The sequence below is a fragment of the Pseudomonas sp. Rh2 genome (genome assembly GCF_040762985.1).
In the GTDB taxonomy this organism is placed as follows: Bacteria; Pseudomonadota; Gammaproteobacteria; order Pseudomonadales; family Pseudomonadaceae; genus Aquipseudomonas; species Aquipseudomonas taiwanensis.
The window spans coordinates 1,993,195-2,014,991 of the sequence record NZ_CP142890.1 but is presented as its reverse complement, the minus strand read 5'-3'; the positions used below and the strand labels follow the sequence as shown (position 1 = coordinate 2,014,991).

Here is a 21,797-nt window from a genome sequence, read left to right as displayed (position 1 = left end):
TCGCCCTCACCGTACAGCTCCCACGTTGTACTTTGCACCGCCGGGCGCCCCCCCCCATGTGTCATGCGCGGGCTGTTCGGCGAACACTGGGTTCAGGTCAAACCGCTGCGAGCCTGACGCAGGCATGTTCGGCACGTGGAATGGCTGCAGTTGCAGGGCCGCACGCGAAGCCAGGATCACCACCGTCGCGTAGCCACTGTCCCCGCCCCAGTTGGTGACCTTGATTCGCTGCAGTCGAACGGGCGGGCTGAAGGTGGGCTCCTCCGGTGTATATAGAGCATGCGGTGTTTCACTGTCGCCCTCAGGGTCCCGCACGATGGTGCCAAACGTGTCGCCATCAGGCTCCCACTCCAACCGACCACCCTGCGATGCGGTCAGCCGCACGGGGCCATCCCCCTTGGTCCAGATCACCACCCGCGGTGAAATGACCAGCGGCTCGCTGGAAGCCACCACCAATGCCGACTTGCTCGCCCCTTGCTGAATCTCCGCAAAGTTTGCCTTGACGTTCACCAGGCGCTGGCGAAGCGGGAACGTTCTGGCCCCGGGCGCGGTGTACTTGCCAGCTTCGATTTCACCCGAGTCGCGTGGGGTAACCACGTCACGTGCCGTCCAGAAGTCAACGGACTGATTGGCGACCGAGAACTGTGCGCTCTTACCTGCCGATGCTTTGGCAATTCGTGGCACGGGTCGACGGGAGGATGCAGTAGCCCTGACATCGCCAAAGACGATCATGTCGTGCGGGTTGTACTCCTGCTGCTCCAGCACCACTTCGTAGGCGTCGGGCAATACCAGTTGCTCCAGCGTTACACTGGGTCGCTCCTTGGCAATTGGCGCACGTTCCCGGCTGATCAACAGCGCACTTGGATAGTTGGCAGTGTTATTCTTGCGCGGCAACAAATACGGGATGGAGCTGGTCGTCTGCCCAACCTCTTCGCCTCCAACCAGTTGCATCAGCACCAACAACGCTCCATCGTCTTCCGGTGATGCACCACCGCCACCTCCGGCGGGTGCTTGCTGCGCAACCACATCGATACGACGCGTTGACAGGCCACTGTGCCCGAAAATATCAAACTCCAGCACCGGCAATGGGCTGTTGAGCACCCATTCGTACTTGAGTTGCTCCAGGATGAACTCGCCCATCTTCACCGCAGCGGAGCCATTGCCGCCCAGTGTACAACTGGGCTCGCTGGCACCGCTGAAGTCGAGCACCACTTGATACTTCTCGAGATACGGGTGTGGTTGAGCCTTCAGTTGCCCGTAGGCTTCGAATCGATAGCCCATGCCCATTTCCAACAGGTGGCTTCGTCTGAACTGCTCTACATTGCCAGACATGACCGTCGACGAAACGCACTGCCCGGTGAGCAACTCCATGCTCACCCTCACCTGCGTCGAAACGCCCACGGCGCCTTTGAAAGACACCTGTGGCGCGCCCAGCGTAAGGTTCTGGAACGCCACCCTTTCGGTTCTGGTGGCAGGGTCGATGAAATACTCCCCGTTGATGGCAGGCAACCCACCGCGCTGATCGAACTGTTCGACGAAATTGGCCTGCAAGGCATCGTTGACAGCATCGCGACCAAGCGCCAGTACCGCGCCCCAACGCCGCATGCTGTCGCCTTTTGCCAGTTCTTCGAGGAGTGTTTCCTTGGTATTGGTAGTCATGATCAGGTCCTTGTCACACTCTGGCTGCCGAAGATCTTTTTCACTTCCTCCATGGCTTGGAGTTGCTCGGCGGTGTGCGCAACCCTGGTGTTCGTGCCTTTGATGGCGTTGTTCACCTCATGGAAGATCTTGGCCTCATCGGCGGTGTACGGCATCGGCAGCACAGCGTAGTTCCACTGCCCCGAAGCCCGGCCCACACCGGCGATGATCACGTAGTCACCTTCATCCGCCGCTGGCTTATAGGTACCAACGGTTTCGTCGAGGGTGCCTTTGCCCTTGGCCACGAACCATATTGTCTGGTCAGGTGGCAGATCCACCGGACCACCGCCCCACGACTGAACAGCCAGCACCAGCTTCAGTGCGTCACCTTGCGCCTCGACCTTCAGGGTGGCGGTAGTCGCATGCCAGAGCACCGTGATATCGATGGTCTCGGTACGGCCAGCACCTGTGACGTGCACCTGGTCCAGGTGCATGAGCGCACCCAGCACCTCCCCAAAGTCAGGATCTTTTGCGGGTGCGACGTAGACTTTGGTGTTCTTGTCCCTTGGAATATTCAATTCGTCGAATTCGCTAGGGAGTGGATCACGCAGTTCTCCCTTGAAACCGGTACCGGTTGTCCAGTCCAGTACCGATTCGACGCTGCCACCTTCCAACACGTAGCGCTGGGGCACACCGGGAAGGGAGAAGAGCGCATTTTGCAAGTTCGGCCTTACCGCCACGGCTTTGGGTACGATGGTGAACAGGGCGCTGCTGCTGCTGTCACCCACCGTTGCGGTAATGATGACCTGGCGGAATCTGCCGGCGATCGTTTCGGCCTTGGGCGCCTTGTACACCTCGTTGACGACTTCCCCCAGTTTTTCGGGTCCTACGGGTGCTTCGGGGTCATCGGGCAGCGCCTTCACCTCCCAGGTGACCGTCTCGCCAGGCTGAGGTTTAGGCGTAAGCGTGAGCTGTTGCGTGCCGCCGGCGATAAGCCTTTTTTCAATTGGGTCGATCGCGAAGGCCGTAAGGGTGGGGGCGAGTTCACCTAGCATCGAGATATCGCCAGGGGCTTCTACTCTCTCAGCTGTGGAGCGCTGACCGTTGCGGAAAAGAAGGCCATTGAAGCGCAAGAGGTCGACGATCTCTATTTTCCCAACCATAGATTCGAAGGCAGCTTCAAGTTGCTGCTTAATCTTGGAAGTGATTTCACCCTTCATGTCCGAGACAGCTTTCAAGACTTGATCATTTTCATAATCCACGTGAAAATCAAAAGACACAGTGGCGGTACCCTTGGACACACTAATAGTGCCCCCCTCAACTTCCATCTTCATTGGGCACTTAACCAAAGCGTTGACCGTCGCGGGGACGTTTACTTTGTAAAGTTGCCCCTCAAGCCAAAAAGACACCACCACCAAGTCGCTACTTGCCTCCTGCAGACGCCAGCCCACCTCCAGATTCTCTTCAGACCTCCTGAGGTAACACGCGCCGCCAGTATAATGACTGAACCCCACATACACCCCGTAATCTCCAGTTTCTCGAAACGCTTCTGCACGCAGCGATATTCGGCCTCCCACGCCTCCAACTACAAAATTTTTCGAATCTTTTTCCCACTCAAACTCCCCCTCAATAAAATCGGGAGCATTAGCCCAAAGCTTCTGCAGTACGGCCTTTATCCAAACCTCGTCCCCTAAGATGATATTCATTGTGTAGGGTTCACCCGCGTCCCGCTCAGGGAGCAGAAACGGCATATCCCCATCCTCATCAGGGAAACTGCCATCCCTACCCCCATTGAACTCCAGCCCCACAATGACCGCGCCTTCTTCCAGATCCGCCTGATTCGTACTGGCGACCGTGCTCCCTGCCTTGGCCAGCGAGTGTGTGCGCACTCTGAATGAAGTCGGGTTTAAACTCCCTTCAACCGGCGCGAGCTTATTCAGTTCCCAGATCTGCTCCCCCCTCTCGGGGTCCTTGAACTTCTCTTCGATCAACTCACCCAGTTTGGTATTCAGTTCTTCCCATTGGCTCACTTCAAAGGAGTAACCGCTGCTTTCCGACAAGTCCAGATACACGCGACCGTCTTCATCAACCACACCACCTGCACCTTCACTGAGTTTGATGTTCATCTTGACGCGTGGTGCGGTCAGCGGGTCCATGTGCGTGATACCCACCAGCGTTGGCAGCTCCGCTCCTGGCTCTCGGCTCCATTCGGTCAGCTTGCCACCCACAACCGGTATGCTCAGCGCAGCCCTCGAACTGCTGATGTTGGAATTTTCAAACGACACTACCGGTGCACCAAAGGCAAAATCCGACAACCTTGAAAACTTACCGTTTTCAGTTTGCTTTTCACCCGACACCGGTTCTATCCAGGCCTGTTTATCGGCCCGCAAGATATGCTCCTGCATCAACAATAAGTTGGCCTTTTGGCGATCATAGACCAGAAAGGCCCCGAACCCCCGGGTGCGGGGCGCCGCCCGCATGTATTTGCTGTATTGATCCAAGTTCAGCCTGGCCATACTATTCTCCCTAGCAGACACCCGCACGATCACCGTGGAGCCTGCATGCACAAAAGTAATGAATTTCTTAAATTACGGGTTCAACTTCGACGACTGCGAAGGGCATTTCAAATAGAACTCACCACCATTGAAGCCAACCCTGCCATACAAGGTAAAGCTTTCCCCTACCTGCAACTTTCGAAACTCTGATTTTGCAAGCATTACACTCACACCCCGCAGGCTCTCGGACTCCGTCACCGCCTGTTGGTCCCGAACAATGACCTCTACCGGCGCGTTCTGCCCACTCACCCCTTCCATCACTATCGTCAGTAGTTGGCCTGGCGCAATGAACGGCCAAGTCCCCATGGACAGTTTGACTCCCGCCTCAGGCATCGCGCTGAGAGAGACTGGTCCAGGCGGTAGGTCAACCGTCGGAAGTCCACTGTCCAATGGTTTGACACGCAATTTGTAAGGCAGTGAATCGATATAATCGCCTGGCGCTTTCGACAATCTATAGAACACGTCGAATCGGAAACTGGTGTCCACCGGAGTGCGGCCCATATTGGCAGGAACATATTTTGCCGGGATGTGGAAGCGCAACGGCTTCTCTGCTGAGAACGGTGCTTCGGCGACATACTCGCCAAGCGGCCCATAGCCACTCCAATGCACATGCAGCACCTCATCCGGCAATACGATACCGGCAGGCACATTAATGTAGACACCACCAGGGTTGGCGCTATCAGCCAGTATATGGCCACGATCACCCGCGCCATCCTGATCGGCGCCTTCTACCCTAGGCCCCCCCAGGGAACGTACAAGTTGCACATCGACTTGCAGCACTTGCGAGCTCAACGCCGCACCCTCGCGGCCATACAAGTACGAAACATTCACAGTGCTACCCCGGCTGATGGCCAAGAGCTCTGGGCTGATCTGGAACACGATCGAATCGGCAGCCCGCGTGCTGGGGTCCACACGCGATGGCAGGTATTGCGCTCCCCCCGGGATAGACCAGATCAGGATGAGGTGGTCCGAATCTGCAATGCCTGGATACTTGGGCAACTTGATCAGCAAACCATCGGGGTATTTGTTCGGGTCCAGCGGGTCGCCTTCGCTGTGGCCTTCGATGGCCGGCTTGTCGAGATAGCCAGGCAAACTGCCGCTTCTCGATTCGACCTCCAAGCGTTGCACCGGTGACTTCAGGCGCCCACCCACGGCGAATTCAATCTCGTAGTAGGCCAACACATAGCCTGGGTCGATCCAATCGAAGTAACTTCTGGGCACGCCATCACTAATGGTATTTTGATCGAGGTGGGTTTTACCGACCGTGACCACCTTTTTCCAGGTGTCATCGCGCGTCCCGTCCGGCTCATAGCACTCGACCGTTAGAGTGACCTTGTCTCCCTCCTGCATTGACTGGTAGCGGGGCACCACAACGGTCATACCTGCGCCTGGCAGCTTATCGGGTTGAATGATCAATCCATGGGAATGAATAGCGTGCAGTACAGACGGTGTTTCAACTTGTCCGCGCGGCCTCACGCCGATATAGCAAAACGTTCGTAACGACTCAGCGTCAGGCACCGGGCCATCAGCCAGACGGGTATAGGAATAAAATGCCTCACCGCCTGCGGCATTTGCGATATAAGCATTCGCGATCTCTATTTGGAGTCCGTCGTCCAGATGTTCGTCCTGGACGGGATAGTCCGCTGCGAAGTCATACGCTTCGCCGGCAACACTACGGCCCAGCCAGCGCACCCGCACCAGATCGTCAATCTTCATACCTGTGTATTTGATCAAGGTCTTCAGAGGCTTGTTGCCGAGTTCATCCAGATCAATTTCACCGAATGCAGTCAAGCCCTCAATCGCGGGCGCCTCCAAAGCCTCGTCTTTATCAAGCTGCTCATTCATATCGAAACTTCCATAAAAGGGCGAACACCTGCACTTCGCTCAGGTGCGCATCCATCAATTAGCTAAATAAACAGCGCGAAAACGGCATTCTTACAATGCCTGTCACCCGGCTCGGTTGCTTGCCCGGACAGTTTTAGTCCGACCTCGCCTGCCCCACAACTAGCAAAAATAACAGGTTGACCGCGCACGGCCCGAAACGCGGGGAAGCGCACAGACCTAGCAGTTTTGCCAGGTGCATGTAGTTGGCTTTTTTCTTAGCCTTCGGGGTAGACAGCTTGTCTCGAATGCGATCCCTGACTACCGCACCGCAGTTATGACGAGGGCGTATCCGCCCCAGCGGAAAAATTCTGGTAGTGGGCCCATCGCTGAACACAGGCCATTCAACGCATACCGCACCCCCAGGAACCTGCATCATGGCAACCACATCGAATGCATTCAATTTCTCAAGTTTCATGCAGAGCAGCGTCGACCCTCGTACTGGCCTCTACACGTTGTCCATTGCCCTTCCCGCTTTGAATGCCAACGATCAGTGCGGCCCAGACCTGCCCTTGCAATTGAACTTCAACCCAATGAGCAACGATAACAACGGGTTTGGCATGGGCTGGAGCCTTAAACTAAGCACGTTCAATATCAGCACCGGCATGCTCGCCCTGCACACCGGCGAATCGTTTAACGTCGCCGACAACGGACCGGGCAATCCGCCTGTTATCGTAGAAAAGAAACTGGACAGCTTTCGCTTCAGCAACATCAGTAAAGGCAATCGGAAACGCCTTCGCGTTGCCCATAAAGGCGGCCTGGTGGAGATACTCGAGCCTCAGGTAAACGACGCGACCATTGCCGTGCCTGTCCGTGTCATGGGAGCCTCTGGCCATGGCATCAACCTGAGTTACGACACCCGTAAGTCCAAGGCACGTCTGCAGCTCATCAAAGATGACACGGGTCGTACACTGCTGGAGATAAAATACCCCTCCGACATCCAGGCAGAGGTGATCGTCAACCCCACAACGCGCCGCCCGGCCAAGTACACGTTGGACCTGGAGAACAACGAACTTAGAAAATTAACCCTGCCCACATCGGCCGACGAATACTGGGAACTGAAATACAAACATTACGATCAACTGCCCTTCCTCGTCAGTGTCGAAAACCCCGACAAAGGCCTGGAAACGATCAGTTATCACGAGGGGACTGCTGGCCATAAATATCCAGGCATCGACCGGTACTTACCCTCCGTCAATGAGCACTGGGTCAAACCCGATGAGCGTGACAGCAGCACGCATATCCTCACGAAATACACTTATTCCAGCAATAACTTCTTAGGTAACGGCACAGGGCTGGTGTATGGCACTGAGGATGGAACGGACCAACTCTACAAGTTTACAGGTCATACCTTTGAATACGGATCTACCGCCGAGCACTACCGCGACAATAAAATCTACCGAACGGTCGAAAGCACGTTCAACCGGTTCCACTTGATGACGTCTCAGGCGACCACGGATAACGGCTGTATCGAGACCATCAAAACGGTGTATCACGAAAGAGCAAACGTACAGTTCAAAGATCAACCTACGTATTTCCAGCTGCCAGCCAGCGTGACGAAGTCCTGGGGTAAGGTGGGCGATCCGACGGTGGGCGACTACGAGCAGACGCAAACCACCTACGATGACCATGGCAACTTGTTGACGGAGCTCAAAGCTGACGGCTCGCGCATGGAACGCACCTATTACCCTGGTGCGGATGACCCGGAAGGCTTTGAACGCAACCTCAAGTCCGTCGTCATCCACCCTGCCGCCCCATCCAGCCCGGGAGAACCACAGGCCCAGACCATCAGTAGCGAATACGTCTATACCCGCCTGGCCGCACTGCCACAAACGGATCCTGACCTGGACCTGCCAGCATGGTTGTCACTGGAACAGGAAGACACATTCGAAGGCCTCGGTAAAGAACGCAAACTACTGAACAGCAAGCATCGCCGCTACCTGGACAAAATGGACACGCCGTTCCTGCATGGGCGACTCGATCAACAATCGCTGACGATCAACGACAAGACAACCACCAGCGAGTGGAAGTACGAAAAGGTCAAGGACGACAACGGCGAACTCACCTGGAGCCGCAGTACCGAAACCTTTACCGACCACACCCATACGCTTGTGAAAAAAACGGCCACCACCTATTCCATGTACGACGGCCAGGTGGTGCTGGAACACGATGCCAACGATGTGTTCACCCGTTACCACCATGATGTACTTGGCCGCGTCACTGCGACGATCGCAAGCCCCGGTACTGACTTTGCCACCACACGTACCACCGTCTATAAGCTGATCGACGACAACCGCCGCAAACGCGCTTGCGAAGAAGCCACCGACAGCAAAGGTGTAATCACACGGATCGTTTTCGATGGCAGTCACCGCCCGATCCGGGAGGAGCGCGAAGCCAAGGATGCCGTGACCGGGGTGGTCGTCAAGCGCACGATGGCCGAGCAGCATTATGACTCGGCCGGCCGCTTGCAGAGCGAAACCACCTATGACTATCTACCGGGCAAGGACGGGGCGCCAGAGCCGCACGTTCTCGAGCTGGAGTCACGCTACGCCTATGATGGCTGGGGCCAACTGTGTGAAACCGTGCGCCCCGATGGCATCAAGGAATGCGTTGACACATCGCCGCTCGAACCCGGTGGCCCGCTGGTCACCCGCTGGATCGAGAGCCCGGATGCGCCTGGGCGCAGGCTGCAGCAGACCGTAAGCAAGCTCAATCGCTTCAACAAACCCGTTTATGAGTACCGCCTGGTAGAAGAAGCAGTGGATGACCCCGAAGCCCCTGAAAGCGGTGCGAAATGGGTTTCACGCGTGGCCGGTCGCACTGACTCTACCTACGACGGCCTTGGTCGCTGCCTGAGCCGAACCGAAACACTCAACGTTCCGGAACTCAGAACATTCACCAGCAGGTTTACCTACGACGCCCTCGGGCGCATGACCACCCACCAGCGGCCTGACAACAGCACCCTGTCGCGCACGTTCGCCAACCACAGCATGGGCGAGCTGGTCACGGAACTGCATTTGAAAGTGGACAGCAGTTCACCTGAGCAAATGCTCTACGAGCGCAAGTTCGACGGGCTTGGCCGCCTTGTCCACATGAGTGTGGGTGCGCGGGTAGAAGAATACACCTATCAGGGCATGACCCACCTGGTCGACACGCGCACATCATTTAGCCGCGAAGCAACAGGCAAGGGCGTCCGCAAGCGGGTCATCGCCTATGAATACAAGCCGGAGCTGACCGAGCAACCCAGCAAGCTCGTTGCAACACGGGAAGATGAACACGGGCGTGCGACACAAGAAGGCCAGCAGGCAGCAGACTTCGACTATGACGGTGAGAGCTCGGAAATTATCCATGCCAACAACGCGTTGGGTAAACGCCGATATGTGTACAACGACCAGGGCGACCTTAGCGAAGAGCACTTGACCGACACTGACGGCACATCGTACAGCGCCACTTACCAGCACTCCTGGCAAGGGCTGCCCACGCGACGCAAGCACAGCGATGGCCAGGCCTGTGACTACGCCTATGATGAGTTGGGCCGGCTGAAAACGGTGACACAGGGCAAACTCCAGTCGACGCTGAGCTACTCCAAAGACACCGGGCTGCTGGAAAGCACAGAGACGCGCGACACGACCAACCCCGACCTGAAAAAACAGCCCGTCACCCTGTGCACCCTGCACTACGACACCCTGGGCAGGGAGACCCGCCGCACGTTGAGCGCCGGCACCCACGTGCGCACGTTGGTGCAAGTGTGGCTGGACAACGACATGCTGCATTCGCGAACACTTTGGCAAGGCGAGCAAAAGCTGCGTGAGGAGATGTTCGAGTATGACGACCTTGGCCGCCTGATCAGGTACGATTGCCCCGTCGAAACCGCCGGCGGCCAGCAGATAACAACCCAACTGTTCAGGTTCGACGCGGTAGACAACATCGAGCGTTGCCGCACAACGTTCAACAATGGAGACCGGGACGACGCGAACTTTACCTACTCATCTCAAGACAGGTTCCGGTTACAGAAGGTCACCCATACCCTGCCTCCTGAAGGGTGCCCGGCAGAACAGTCGTTCCAATACGATGAGTTGGGCAACATGCTCAATGATGAATGCGGCAATGCCCTGTACTACGACAGCCTCGGTCGCCTGCACCGGGTGCAGGATGCCAACAACAAGGTAGCGGCACAGTACGGCTACGACGGGCATGATCAGTTGCTTTACTCGGGCACCGATGAGCGCAAGTCGCAGCGGCGCTATCAGGGGCATACCCTGGACAGCATTCTGGAAGACGGCCTGCTCACAGAGTACTTGTATGCCGGCGGCCAAGCCCAGGGCCAGCAGCAAGCAGGCAGCGCCATATTGCTGCTGACCGACCATGCAGGCAGCGTGAACACCGAGCACGATGCAGACGGCACGCGCCATGCCCACTATGCCCCCTATGGTGAGCAACTGCCTGAGGATACTGAAAAGCAAATGCGCAGCCTGCTGGCCTTCAACGGCGAGGCGCGCGAGCGTGCTTTTGGCTGGTATCTGCTGGGCAGCGGCTACCGGGCCTACAACCCGGTCTTGATGCGCTTCCACAGCCCTGATTCGCTGCCGCCCGAAGAGGCCGGCATCAACCCGTACGTCTACGCCCTGGGCAACCCCGTTTACTGGCAAGACCCGAGCGGCCACCGCAACGTGCCCGTAACCCGCGGCCGCGAGGCACCACTGGAACGCATCGAAGAGGAAAAGCCCAAGGTGCCTTGGTATGCCTGGATTGGCGTGGCTGCCGCCGCCGCCATTTTCGTGGCATCGGCGATAGCAATGCCATGGACAGCACCGGCCATCATCGGCGTGACCACCAGTTATGTCGTCGGCGTGATCGGTGTGGCAGCCAACGGCATCGCCTTGGTCATGCAAGGGGTGGCGACGGCGATGACTTACAGCAACCCGGAAGTGTCGGGCCTGCTGCAGAACTTTGCGATCGTGTTTTCCGTCATCGGTATGTTCGCGTCAGGGTATGGGGCTGCGGCGACCAGAGGGGCGGTGAAAGCACTCAGAGAGGGGGCGAATGGAACGCACGCGGCGCCTGTGACGGCGAATGCGGGTGGGAAGACCATTCAGAACATCACGAACAATTATACAACTCACATTTCCTACTCGAGTAGATCATCAAGAGGTATTATTCGGCGACCTCGCGCGAGTTTACGGTCATTGACCGAACGCCCTTCGTCAGCTCCGGGACCAAGCTCGGCATCTACGCCTGCCCCTGCCGCAAGCAGCAATGCTACCGGGTCTGCACAAGCGACCCGCTCCGTAGCCGCTCCACAAAACGGAGGTATGGCACTACCAATGCAAAACGGTGCACCGGCGGCGCCGAATGGCAACCAATGGGGAGTTTTCATTGTTGGCAAATACAAAGGCGGGGTATTTAAACCCAGTAGTCTTAGGGGCGGCAGGATAGACTCGTCACGGGTGGCCCCGCCAACGCTGCCCGGGTACTGGTGACCACACCGACCCTGCACAACCCCACGGCGCCTGCATGGACGACGCGCGCCGCCAGTCAATCTCGAAGCCCGCTGCCGAAAGGTGGCGGGCAAGATCCCGAAGGCCTCCCAACACTTACTTCGTCGAATCATCCCCTTCCAGCTACTGGCTTTTCCTACATTTCAAACCTCCCCCTCCCACCTACCCTGTCCCCGCCTGAAAACCGTGACCCGGCAGCACCACCTGCCTTCACCCCTCATTTCCAGCTTCAGGCGCCCACCACGAGCCCACCTGAGCATCGTCCGTAGGCGCCGCCCAGGACACGCTCATGCTCCAGCTCGAATGGCGCAGGCTATTGCCGTTGCGCCCGCGCTTCGCCCCGCTGCCGCCCCTGCTCGGCGGCTGCCTGGCGTTGGCCCTCGCCCCCGCCGCCTTGGCAGACCAAGCCGGCATTGCCTTCCTACCCGGTTTCATGCGCCAGCCCCCCGGCCAGTCTTCCGAGGCCGGTGCCCTGGCGCTGCAAAACCTGGCCGCGCAGGCACACCTGCCGCCAGGACGCTACCGGGTGCGGGTCTCGCTCAACCTCAGCCCTCAGCCCGAGCAAGACATCAACTTCTTCGAGGCCCGAAATGGTAAAGGGCTGCAGCCCTGCCTGACGGCCGAGGTTTTACGCACCCTCGACCTGCGCGAACAGGCCCTGGAAACGCCACTGCCAGACGACGACAGCTGCGTGAACCTGATGCAACTGGTGCCGCACGCCAGCGTCATGTTCGACCCTGCGCAGTTGCACTTGTCCCTGTCGATCCCGCAAATCGCCCTGCGCCAGGACCGTTCAGGCAGCGTCCCCGAGGCCAGATGGAGCAACGGCATCAACGCCGCCTTCATCAGCTACCAGGCCTCGGCCCAGCACAGCAGCCAACACGGCGGCGGCAACCGCAGCAGCCAGGACCTGTACCTCAACAGCGGCCTCAACCTGGGTGCCTGGCGGCTACGCAGCAAGCAGGCGCTGCGCGAGGAGGCCAACGGGGCGCGCCGCTGGACCCGCAGCGACACCTACGCACAGCGCGACCTGCCAGGCCTACAGGCCAACTTCACCCTGGGTGAAACCTTCACCAACAGCGACATGTTCCGCAGCGTACGCTTTACCGGCGCACAGGTGGCCTCGGACATCGGCATGCTGCCCGACGCGATGCAGCATTACGCCCCGGTGATCCGCGGGGTGGCCCAGAGCCGCGCCAAGGTCGAGATCCTGCACAACGGCTACCCCATCTACTCCAGCTACGTGGCCCCCGGGCCCTATGCCATCGATGACCTCAGCGTGGGCTCCGGCCACGGCGAGCTGGAAGTGGTGATCACCGAGGCTGACGGCCAGGTGCGTCGCTTTACCCAACCCTATTCGAGCATGGGCAGCCTGCTGCGCGAAGGCGTATGGCGCTACAGCGCGACCGTGGGCCGTTACGACGGCGCCGAGCAGCTTGACGACCCACTGTTCTGGCAAGCCACCCTGGCCCGTGGCGGGGCCTGGGATACCACCCTCTACGGCGGCCTGCTTTCCAGTGAGTACTACAACGCCAGTGTGCTGGGCATGGCCCGCGACGTCGGCCATCTGGGCGCGCTATCGTTCGATGTCACCCGTTCCTCCAGCGACCTGGGCAACACGCTGGGTGAGACCCAGGGCCACAGTTTTGCCTTGCGCTATGGCAAAAGCTTCCAAACCCGCACCAACCTGCGCTTTGCCGGTTATCGCTACTCGACCCAGGGCTACCGCGACTTCGACGAAGCCGTGCAGCAACGCAGCAATGCCAGCCGCTACCTGGGCAACCGCCGCAGCCGCCTGGAAGCATCGGTGTACCAGCGCGTGAGCGAACGCAGCGCGCTAAACCTGACCTTTTCCCAGGACACCTACTGGCAAACCAGCCTCCAGCGCCGCCAGTACCAACTGCAATACACCACCCGCGTGGGCAAGGTCGCGATCAATCTGTTTGCCTCTCAGGCGCTGGACTCGAAAAACGACGATAGCCGCCTGTTCGGCTTGAGCTTGAGCGTGCCGCTAGACTTCGGCCGGCAGCAACAGGCCAGCTTCGACCTGCGCAACGACAATGGCCGCGCCAGCGAACGCGCCAGCCTGAGCGGCGGCTTGCTGGACAACCAGCTGACCTACAGCACCTCGCTGACCAACGACAGTCAAGGTCGCAGTAGTGGCGGGCTGTCCATCAACTATCAGGGCAGCCAGGCCAGTGTCGGCATGGGCTACAACGAAGGCAACGATTACCGCAGCATGTCGGTGAACGCCAGCGGTGCCGTCATGCTGCATGGAGACGGCGTGGCATTTGGCAGCCACTTGGGAGAAACCATGGCCCTGGTGCATGTGCCCGACGTGCCAGGTGTCGGCGTGCAGAATACACCCTCGGCGCGCACCAATTCCCATGGCTACGCGCTAGTGCCGTACCTGCGCCCCTATCGGCTCAATGCATTGGTGCTGCAAACCGACGACCTTTCGCCGGAAGTGGTGATTGCCAATGCCAGCCAGCAAGTGGTTCCGCGCCGCGGCGCCGTGGTCAAGGCCAGCTACGAGGCCGAGCATGTGGCCCGCCTGGTGCTGACCCTGCTGCAAGCCAATGGGCAACCCGTGCCATTTGGCGCCCAGGTGCTCGATGCCGATGGCCAGAGCTTGGGCGTGGTCGGGCAGGCCGGCCAAGCACTAGTGTCCACCCGCACCACAGGCCCGCAGGCGATAGGCGTGATGTGGGGCGAGGCCAGCGATACGGACTGCACACTCAACATAGATCCGCAGGCACTTGCACAAGAAGGTGGCTACCGCCTGCAAACCCTGCGCTGCGCACGGCCCGTGGCCAGCGGCCAGCCTCTTCTGCCCGGCGACAATACCCAGGAAATGCTTTGATGACCGCATTGACCTTCAACATCGACCGCAGCTTGCGGCTGACCGCCTGCTGCCTGACCCTAGGCCTGTTCTCTGGCAACGCTTACGCCAGCTGTTCGTTCCAGACAGCCAGCAACTACATGACCTTCGAGCGTGACATGGGGACATTCTGGGTACCCCGCGATGCCGCAATCGGTACCGTGATCGGTACCAGCTCGCTTACCAGAAGCAACAACGAAGGCGCGAGGGCCTCGTGCCTTTGGGACTCCGCCAGCCCGCCCCAGGCAAGGCTGCCCAACACCGCGCCAATCTTCACGGGCACCCTGCCCCCGCTGGGTGGCAAGGACATCAATGGGCATGTCATGGAAACCAACATTCCCGGCATCGGCGTGTACATGGAGCTTGGTTCACCTTTTGACGGCGCAGCCAACAACTCCTTTATCCCTGATCCTGGCACCTCTGCGGTTATCCCCTACTCGGGGACCCTGCGAGACCAGCCCTTCAACGTACTGGTGTCGGTCATGCGCGGCAATGCCTGGTTCATCAAGACCGGGCCAATTGCACCCGGCCCCCAACGTGTCAACGGCGAGATGTTTCATGGATTCTTGCATAATCTGGGCAAGGTCATGGAATACCGCTTGAGCGCGACGGTGAACCAGGCACAGTGCTCCCTGAAATCCAATGCCGTAAGCGCCGACCCCGTGAAACTGGGTGATCACACCCTTGCTGACTTCACAGGGGTAGGTACCACGACCGCGTCCGTCCCGTTCCATATCACGCTCAGTGATTGCGAAGACGCCAGCGCCCCCAATCCAGCGGCCGCGAATGTGTACATCGAACTGGATGGCGCCAACGGCTCGGTACCGACCGTTCCGGCCGAGGGGCGCTTCAGCCTGGGTGCCGCTTCCGATGCCGCCGGGGTTGAAATTCAACTACTGCGCAGCGATGGAACGCCCATGCCACTGCAATCCGACGAGCTGGTCAAGCCAGTCAGTATTGGCATCACCCAGCTGGACTTTCAGGCACGCTATTACCAGAGCGCACCGGTGGTAACGCCAGGCTTGGCCGAAGGAGGCTTGACCTTTACCGTAAGCTACAAATAACACGCAAAAAAAGGCCACAGGGCGAATACCCTGCGGCCTTTGTCACGATAAGAATAAATGGTCAGAAACGAAAAAAGACGCCTAAGCGTCTTTTTTTGAAGGTTTGCAAGGTTGGATTCAGCCTTGCATACCTGTATTTGGAGCGGGAAACGAGACTCGAACTCGCGACCCCGACCTTGGCAAGGTCGTGCTCTACCAACTGAGCTATTCCCGCATTGTGAAACTTTACCGCCAATCGGCGTGAAGCGCCTTTACGACCTTCACCACCACTGCACCGCATAGACGCCACAGTATCTAAACTGGAGCGGGAAACGAGACTCGAACTCGCGACCCCGACCTTGGCAAGGTCGTGCTCTACCAACTGAGCTATTCCCGCATTTGGCGTCCCCTAGGGGACTCGAACCCCTGTTACCGCCGTGAAAGGGCGGTGTCCTAGGCCACTAGACGAAGGGGACACAACACTTTTCAGTGCACCAGTACATGAACCTCACGATTCAGCCTGGATTTTCTTTTCCTGCCGCGCCACAAGGCGTTGCCGGAGAAACTGGAGCGGGAAACGAGACTCGAACTCGCGACCCCGACCTTGGCAAGGTCGTGCTCTACCAACTGAGCTATTCCCGCATTGGCGTCCCCTAGGGGACTCGAACCCCTGTTACCGCCGTGAAAGGGCGGTGTCCTAGGCCACTAGACGAAGGGGACACGCTGCAAGCATTCACATGCTGCTTTCACTCCCTGCTGCGTTTCGCTGTGTGCTTTACGCTGCAAGTGGCGCGCATTCTATGGATGCCTTGGCAGGTCGTCAACCCCTTTGTAGAAATTTATTTAAATCAATGACTTCCACCCTTCGGGCCGGCCACGGCAAGGGGCGTCCGAGGATTGGCGTTGATTTTCTGACGCAGCCCAAGCAAAGTGCCATCAGGCTTTAGATAACGCAGCCCGAGCCGACACAGAGTCGTCCGCCAGGCTGCGCTGTTCGCCCCTCGGCGAACTCACTACACTCAATAAAGCAAAACTTCTTGATGAGGCGTTAAAGGTGACACCACTTCTGATCACTCTGCTCATCGTGGCGGGCATCGCGTTGCTGATCGTGATCGGCTACCTCAACAACGTGGTCGAAAACAGCAAGCTCGAACGCGCCCGGTTGAAGGTCGAGCTGGCCGACCGTGTACGCCGCTGTGGCGAAATCACCGAAACCTTCCCAGGCCAGTTCATGACGCCAGCGCTGAAGCTGATGCTCGCCCGGCTCGAGCTCAACCTCAACCAGCGCCAGTTGGCACTGGACAAGCACAACGGCGACCTGAAAGCGCGCATCGCCGAGCTCGAAGGCCTGGTCGCAAAGGGCGAGCAGATTCCGGTGAACAACCCGCCAAGCCCGATCCAGACCGAGGTCAAGGCCAAGGACGTGCGGTTTCTGCTTGAGGCACTGCACACCCAGATCGTCCGCGCCACCCAGGAAAACGTCCTGCAAACCAACGAGGGCAAGTATTGGGTAAAGGAAATCCGCCATATCCTGGTGCTGCTGCATATCGAGTTCTTCAACAACCTCGGCCAGCAGGCCCTGCAACAGGAACAACCCGGCCAGGCACGCCTGGCGTTCGAACGGGGCGTGCAGTACCTGCGCAAGCAGCCTGAGCCGAAGCTCTACGAAGAGCAGCTGACTTATCTGGAAAAACTGTTGGCGCGGGCCAATGCCCAGGTGCTGGACAAGATGGAGCCGGCCGAGAATGACGAGAACGCGCTGACCCAAGGGCTCAAGACCGATGAAGAAGAGACCTGGAAGAAGCGCGTCATCTACGACTGAGCGCGGAAGCTGGTGAGCAGCCTTGGGGCGCGAAAAGGCAGCTCGCCAGCTTCAGTCATTCTGGTGAATACCCCGACGCTGCGGTCTCAGCAGTCGGTCAAGTCGAGAAAAATCGCTGCCAAACGCTCCAGCCCCACCTGATCCGCCTCACTGAAACGCGCAAGCTTCGGGCTGTCCAGGTCCAGCACGCCAATCAGCCTGCCCTCCTTGACCAGCGGAATCACCAACTCACTGTTTGACGCACTGTCACAGGCGATATGCCCTGGGAATGCGTGCACGTCCTCCACGCGCTGGGTCTGACGCGTTGCCGCCGCCGCCCCGCACACGCCCTTGTCGAACGGGATGCGCACGCAGGCCACCTGACCCTGGAACGGGCCGAGCACCAGTTGTTCGTTGCGATTGAGGTAGAACCCCGCCCAGTTCAGGTCATCCACCTGGTGGTAGAGAAACGCGGAAAACTGCGCGGCATTGGCGATGAAGTCGCGCTCGTCGGCGAACAGCGCCTGCACTTGCGCAGCCAGCAGGTCATAGCCATCGAGGCCAGTGCCACTGGCGTTGAGGTCGATCATTTATTTCTGCTCCAACAATTGCAGCCCGACCCAATAGCGGGCGAACTGATAGGCACAACGGCCATTACGGTTGCCGCGCCCGGTTGCCCAGCGCACGGCGAGAATATCCAGGGCTTCGTCACGCTGCCAGCGCAACCCGGCCTTGGCGGCCAACTGGCCGATCCAATGTTCCACCACATTGAGGAAGTGGTCCTGGGTGAAGGGGTAGAACGACAGCCACAGGCCAAAACGGTCGGACAACGCGATCTTGTCCTCCACCGCTTCACTGGGGTGCAGCTCGCCATCGACGCGCTTCCAGTTTTCGTTGTCGCTCTCTTTTTCCGGGACCAGGTGGCGGCGGTTCGAGGTGGCGTACAGCAGCACGTTGTCCGGGGCTTGCTCCAGCGAGCCGTCGAGCACGCTCTTGAGCACCCGGTAGTCGCCCTCCCCAGCTTCGAACGACAGATCGTCGCAGAACAGGATGAAGCGCTGCGGCAGCGTCTGCAGTTGTTCGACCACACGCGGCAGGTCGGCCAGGTGATCGCGCTCGATTTCGATAAGGCGCAGACCGGCACCGGCATGTTCGGCCAGCAGCGCACGCACCAGCGACGACTTGCCAGTACCGCGCGAGCCCCACAGCAAGGCATGGTTGGCCGGCAGACCGTTGATGAACTGATGGGTGTTGCGGCCCAGCTGGTCGCGCTGCTGGTCGACGCCGATCAGGTCGCTCAGGCGGATGTCGAGGCTGACCTCCAGCGGCATCAGGTAACCGGTGCGGCCGTCGCGCTGCCAGCGGGCGGCCAGGGTGGTATGCCAGTCGATGTCCGGGCGTGGTGCTGGCAACAGGGGTTCAAGACGCGCCAGTACCGATTCGGCGCGTTCCAGGAAAGCATACAAGCGGGCGTCCATGACGACTCCTAGCAAGACAACATGAGTTTTACGGCGGTACCGGCCCTGTCGCGAACAATCCAGCCCCCTGAAAGGTGGCTACGGCCTGTATAAGCGGGTCTACCCGCGAAGACACCGGTACAACCAACAACAATCAAGTTTGAATGTTTGACAGACCCGCCAGCAGCCGGGGCTGATCGGCTATGCTTGCGCAGCGCAAGGGACATGAAACCGGCTCGGGACCCATGGATATCAAGTTCACCAATCGCCTGTCATACAAGCAAGCCCGGTTGACAGTCCTGGTCGGCTTCATCCTGGGAACATTGCTCAGTCTCATCCAGATCGGCATTGATTATGCCAGTGAAGACGCGTCCATCAACCGCGAAGTGCAGGCGTTGCTACAGATCAGCCACAACCCGGCCTCGCGCATCGCCTACAACATCGACGCCGAACTGGCCCTGGAGCTGACCCGTGGCCTGCTGCAATCGCCAGCCGTCATCCGCGCGCGGCTGATCGACAACAACGACACCGTACTGGCCGACGTGCAACGCTCGCGCCTGGAGGACCGCTACCGGCCGCTGAGTGACTTCCTGTTCGGCGAACAGCGCCAGTTCCAGGACCGCCTGTTCCTGACCCACATGCCCAACGAGTACCTGGGCACCCTCTACCTGGACGTGGACACCTACGCCTTCGGCAGCCGCTTCCTCGACCGCGCCGGCGTCACCCTGGTCAACGGTTTCGCCCGCAGCCTGGTGCTTACCGGCATCCTCCTGGCCCTGTTCTACTTCATGCTGACCAAACCCCTGGTGACCGTCATCGGCGCGCTCAGCAACGACGCGGGCCAACGCAGGCAAACCCGGGTGGACTGCCCGCACGGTCACGAAAAAGACGAGATCGGCGTATTGGTGAAGGTCGCTAACCAGCAGTTCGTCAGCATGGCCACCGAAATCCAGCAGCGGCGCAGTGCCGAGAACCGCCTCACCCAGTACCTCAATGAACTGGAAGACATCGTCTCGTCGCGCACCACTGAGCTGAAGGCCAGCAACAGTCGCCTGAGCCAGTCCAACCAGGAACTGGAAGAAGCCCGCCAGCGTGCCCTGGACATGGCCCAGGCCCGCGCCGCCTTCCTGGCCAACATGAGCCACGAGATCCGCACCCCGCTCAACGGCATGCTCGGCATGATCGCCCTGGCCCTGGACAGCCCGCTGGCCGGCGAGCAGCGCCAGCAGCTGTCGATCGCCCACGACTCGGGCAAGGTACTGGTCGAGCTGCTCAACGATATCCTCGACCTGTCCAAGTTCGATGCCGGCCAGCTGGAGCTAGAGCGCATTCCGTTCGACATGGCCGCGATGATCGAGGACACCGCCAACCTGCTGTCGCAGAATGCCGCGCAAAGCGTCGAACTGACCTGCCTGATCGCCAACGACTTCCCCAGCATGGTACTCGGCGACCCGACACGCGTACGGCAGATCGTCAGTAACCTGTTGTCCAACGCGCTGAAGTTCACCCGTTTCGGCCGCGTCGACGTGCGCCTGAGCGTCATCGTCGGCGGTGTGCGCCTGGAAGTGCACGACACCGGCATCGGCATTCCCGAGGAAGCCCAGGCGCGCATCTTCCAGCCCTTCATCCAGGCAGGCGCCGGCATTACCCGCCAGTACGGCGGCACCGGCCTGGGCCTGGCGCTGACCCGCAACCTGTGCAAAGCCATGCAAGGGCACCTGCACATCCAGTCCGAGGCGGGCTTCGGCAGCCGCTTCAGCGCCGACCTGCCACTGGCCGCGCACACCGAAGCCATCGCGCCAGCTCCGCTGCACGGCCAGGTGGTGGCCCTGACCCGCGCCGGCAGCGGCCTGGGCGAACTGCTGCAGAGCCTGTTGCCCGCCTGGGGCCTGCACTACAGCCGTCATGACGATGCCAGCAACGTGCGGATGAAAGCCGTCGACGTGCTGATCACCGATGACCTGGACCACCTGCAGGACCTGCGCCCAGCCTTCAAGGCGCCGATTCTGCTGGTGACCGCCTATGGCAATTTCCTGCCCAGCGAACAGTCCAGCCTGCTCGCCCCGTTACATCAACTGGCCCGTCCGCTGGCGCGCAACCCGCTGTACCAGATGCTGCGCCGCACCCTTCAAGGACAGGCCCCCGAACATCCACTGGCCAACCCCAGCGCCACACTTGAGGAAGGCCGCGCGCGCATTCTGTTAGTGGAGGACAATCCGGTGAACCAACTGGTGGCCAAGGGCATGCTGGCCAAGCTCGGTTGCCAGGTGCAGCTCGCCACCCAAGGCGCCGAGGCGCTGGAGATGCTCGAGGAAAATCAGTTCGACATGGTGCTGATGGACTGCAACATGCCGGTGATGGACGGCTACGAAGCCAGCCGGCGGATTCGTCAGAGCGGTCGCTGGCCCGAGCTGCCCATCGTCGCGCTGACTGCCAATGCCATGCCCGAGGAGCGCGAGCGCTGCCGCGCGGCGGGCATGAACGACTATCTGGCCAAGCCGTTCCGCCGCGAGGAGCTGTTGGCGCTGATCGACCATTGGGTACCGGTCAACGGCTGAGCAAACGCTCGATGTCTGCCTCCAGGGCCTGGGGCTTGGTGGTTGGCCCGTAGCGCTTGACCTTGCCGCTGGCCGGGTCGAACAGGAACTTGGTGAAATTCCACTTGATCTTCTGGGTGCCCAGCAGGCCTGGGGCGCGCTGCTTGAGCTCGACGAACAGCGGGTGGGCGCCAGGGCCGTTGACGTCGATCTTGCGAAACAGTGGGAAGCTCACGCCGAAATTGCGCTCGCAGAACTGCGCGATTTCCCGCGAATCGCCCGGTTCCTGCTGGCCGAACTGGTTGCACGGGAAGCCCAGCACCACCAGCCCACGATCACGGTACTGCTGCCATAGCTGCTCCAGGCCCTTGTACTGCGGGGTGAAGCCGCATTGGCTGGCGGTGTTGACCACCAGCAGTGCCTTGCCGGCGAAGTCGCCCAGCACCTTGTGCTCACCGCCCAGGGTCACGCAGGGAATGTCGAGTATCGATCCAGCCATGTTCAGC

General features: G+C 59.7%; 11 protein-coding genes and 5 tRNA genes. 5 read left to right on the top strand and 11 right to left on the bottom strand.

Going from position 1 to position 21,797, the window contains the following annotated elements; genetic code table 11:
* Positions 1–6: 6 nt before the first annotated feature.
* The 3 genes from VXM67_RS09140 to VXM67_RS09130 all read right to left on the bottom strand — a co-directional run bounded on the left by VXM67_RS09140 (position 7) and on the right by VXM67_RS09130 (position 6,038).
* Complete coding sequence (locus VXM67_RS09140) at positions 7–1,659, bottom strand: hypothetical protein (RefSeq protein ID WP_367237630.1); 1,653 nt, start codon at positions 1,657–1,659, stop codon at positions 7–9.
* Between the two features lie 2 nt (positions 1,660–1,661).
* Positions 1,662–4,154: a hypothetical protein gene (locus VXM67_RS09135; protein ID WP_367237629.1), complete on the bottom strand. Its 2,493-nt coding sequence runs from the start codon at positions 4,152–4,154 to the stop codon at positions 1,662–1,664.
* Between the two features lie 72 nt (positions 4,155–4,226).
* Complete coding sequence (locus VXM67_RS09130) at positions 4,227–6,038, bottom strand: hypothetical protein (protein WP_367237628.1); 1,812 nt, start codon at positions 6,036–6,038, stop codon at positions 4,227–4,229.
* A gap of 413 nt (positions 6,039–6,451) precedes the next feature.
* On the opposite strand from VXM67_RS09130, the gene VXM67_RS09125 reads away from it, so the two are divergent.
* From VXM67_RS09125 to VXM67_RS09115, 3 genes are all read left to right on the top strand, one after another.
* Positions 6,452–11,554 carry an RHS repeat-associated core domain-containing protein gene (locus VXM67_RS09125; protein WP_049818752.1) on the top strand — a complete coding sequence of 1,701 codons (5,103 nt, stop codon included), beginning with the start codon at positions 6,452–6,454 and terminating at the stop codon, positions 11,552–11,554.
* Between the two features lie 307 nt (positions 11,555–11,861).
* Complete coding sequence (locus VXM67_RS09120; RefSeq protein ID WP_027907255.1) at positions 11,862–14,435, top strand: fimbria/pilus outer membrane usher protein; 2,574 nt, start codon at positions 11,862–11,864, stop codon at positions 14,433–14,435.
* Positions 14,435–15,517 (top strand): fimbrial protein, encoded by a 1,083-nt coding sequence (locus VXM67_RS09115; RefSeq protein WP_023379376.1) that lies wholly within the window; start codon positions 14,435–14,437, stop codon positions 15,515–15,517. The genes VXM67_RS09120 and VXM67_RS09115 overlap by 1 nt, the downstream gene beginning before the upstream one ends.
* A 138-nt stretch (positions 15,518–15,655) precedes the next feature.
* Here the strand turns inward: VXM67_RS09115 and VXM67_RS09110 are convergent.
* From VXM67_RS09110 to VXM67_RS09090, 5 genes are all read right to left on the bottom strand, one after another.
* Positions 15,656–15,731, bottom strand: a tRNA-Gly gene (locus VXM67_RS09110).
* Positions 15,732–15,817: 86 nt separating this feature from the next.
* A tRNA-Gly gene (locus VXM67_RS09105) sits at positions 15,818–15,893 on the bottom strand.
* Positions 15,894–15,896: 3 nt separating this feature from the next.
* Positions 15,897–15,972 (bottom strand) — tRNA-Glu (locus tag VXM67_RS09100).
* Positions 15,973–16,062: 90 nt separating this feature from the next.
* Positions 16,063–16,138 (bottom strand) — tRNA-Gly (locus VXM67_RS09095).
* Between the two features lie 2 nt (positions 16,139–16,140).
* Positions 16,141–16,216 (bottom strand) — tRNA-Glu (locus VXM67_RS09090).
* Positions 16,217–16,550: 334 nt separating this feature from the next.
* Here VXM67_RS09090 and VXM67_RS09085 point away from each other — a divergent pair.
* The gene (locus VXM67_RS09085) at positions 16,551–17,318 is read left to right on the top strand and encodes a hypothetical protein (protein WP_023379375.1); all 768 of its coding nucleotides are present in this window, start codon (positions 16,551–16,553) and stop codon (positions 17,316–17,318) included.
* A gap of 86 nt (positions 17,319–17,404) precedes the next feature.
* Here the strand turns inward: VXM67_RS09085 and VXM67_RS09080 are convergent, their stop codons facing one another.
* Positions 17,405–17,887, bottom strand: coding sequence for a GAF domain-containing protein (locus VXM67_RS09080; RefSeq protein ID WP_023379374.1), 483 nt, complete (start codon positions 17,885–17,887; stop codon positions 17,405–17,407).
* On the bottom strand, positions 17,888–18,775 hold the full coding sequence (locus tag VXM67_RS09075; RefSeq protein WP_023379373.1) for an ATP-binding protein: 888 nt from the start codon (positions 18,773–18,775) through the stop codon (positions 17,888–17,890).
* Between the two features lie 182 nt (positions 18,776–18,957).
* Between VXM67_RS09075 and VXM67_RS09070 the strand changes: the two genes are divergently transcribed.
* Positions 18,958–21,312, top strand: coding sequence for a response regulator (locus tag VXM67_RS09070; RefSeq protein WP_277686940.1), 2,355 nt, complete (start codon positions 18,958–18,960; stop codon positions 21,310–21,312).
* Here VXM67_RS09070 and VXM67_RS09065 read toward each other — a convergent pair.
* The gene (locus VXM67_RS09065; protein WP_027907254.1) at positions 21,302–21,790 is read right to left on the bottom strand and encodes a glutathione peroxidase; all 489 of its coding nucleotides are present in this window, start codon (positions 21,788–21,790) and stop codon (positions 21,302–21,304) included. The genes VXM67_RS09070 and VXM67_RS09065 overlap by 11 nt on opposite strands.
* Positions 21,791–21,797: the final 7 nt, after the last annotated feature.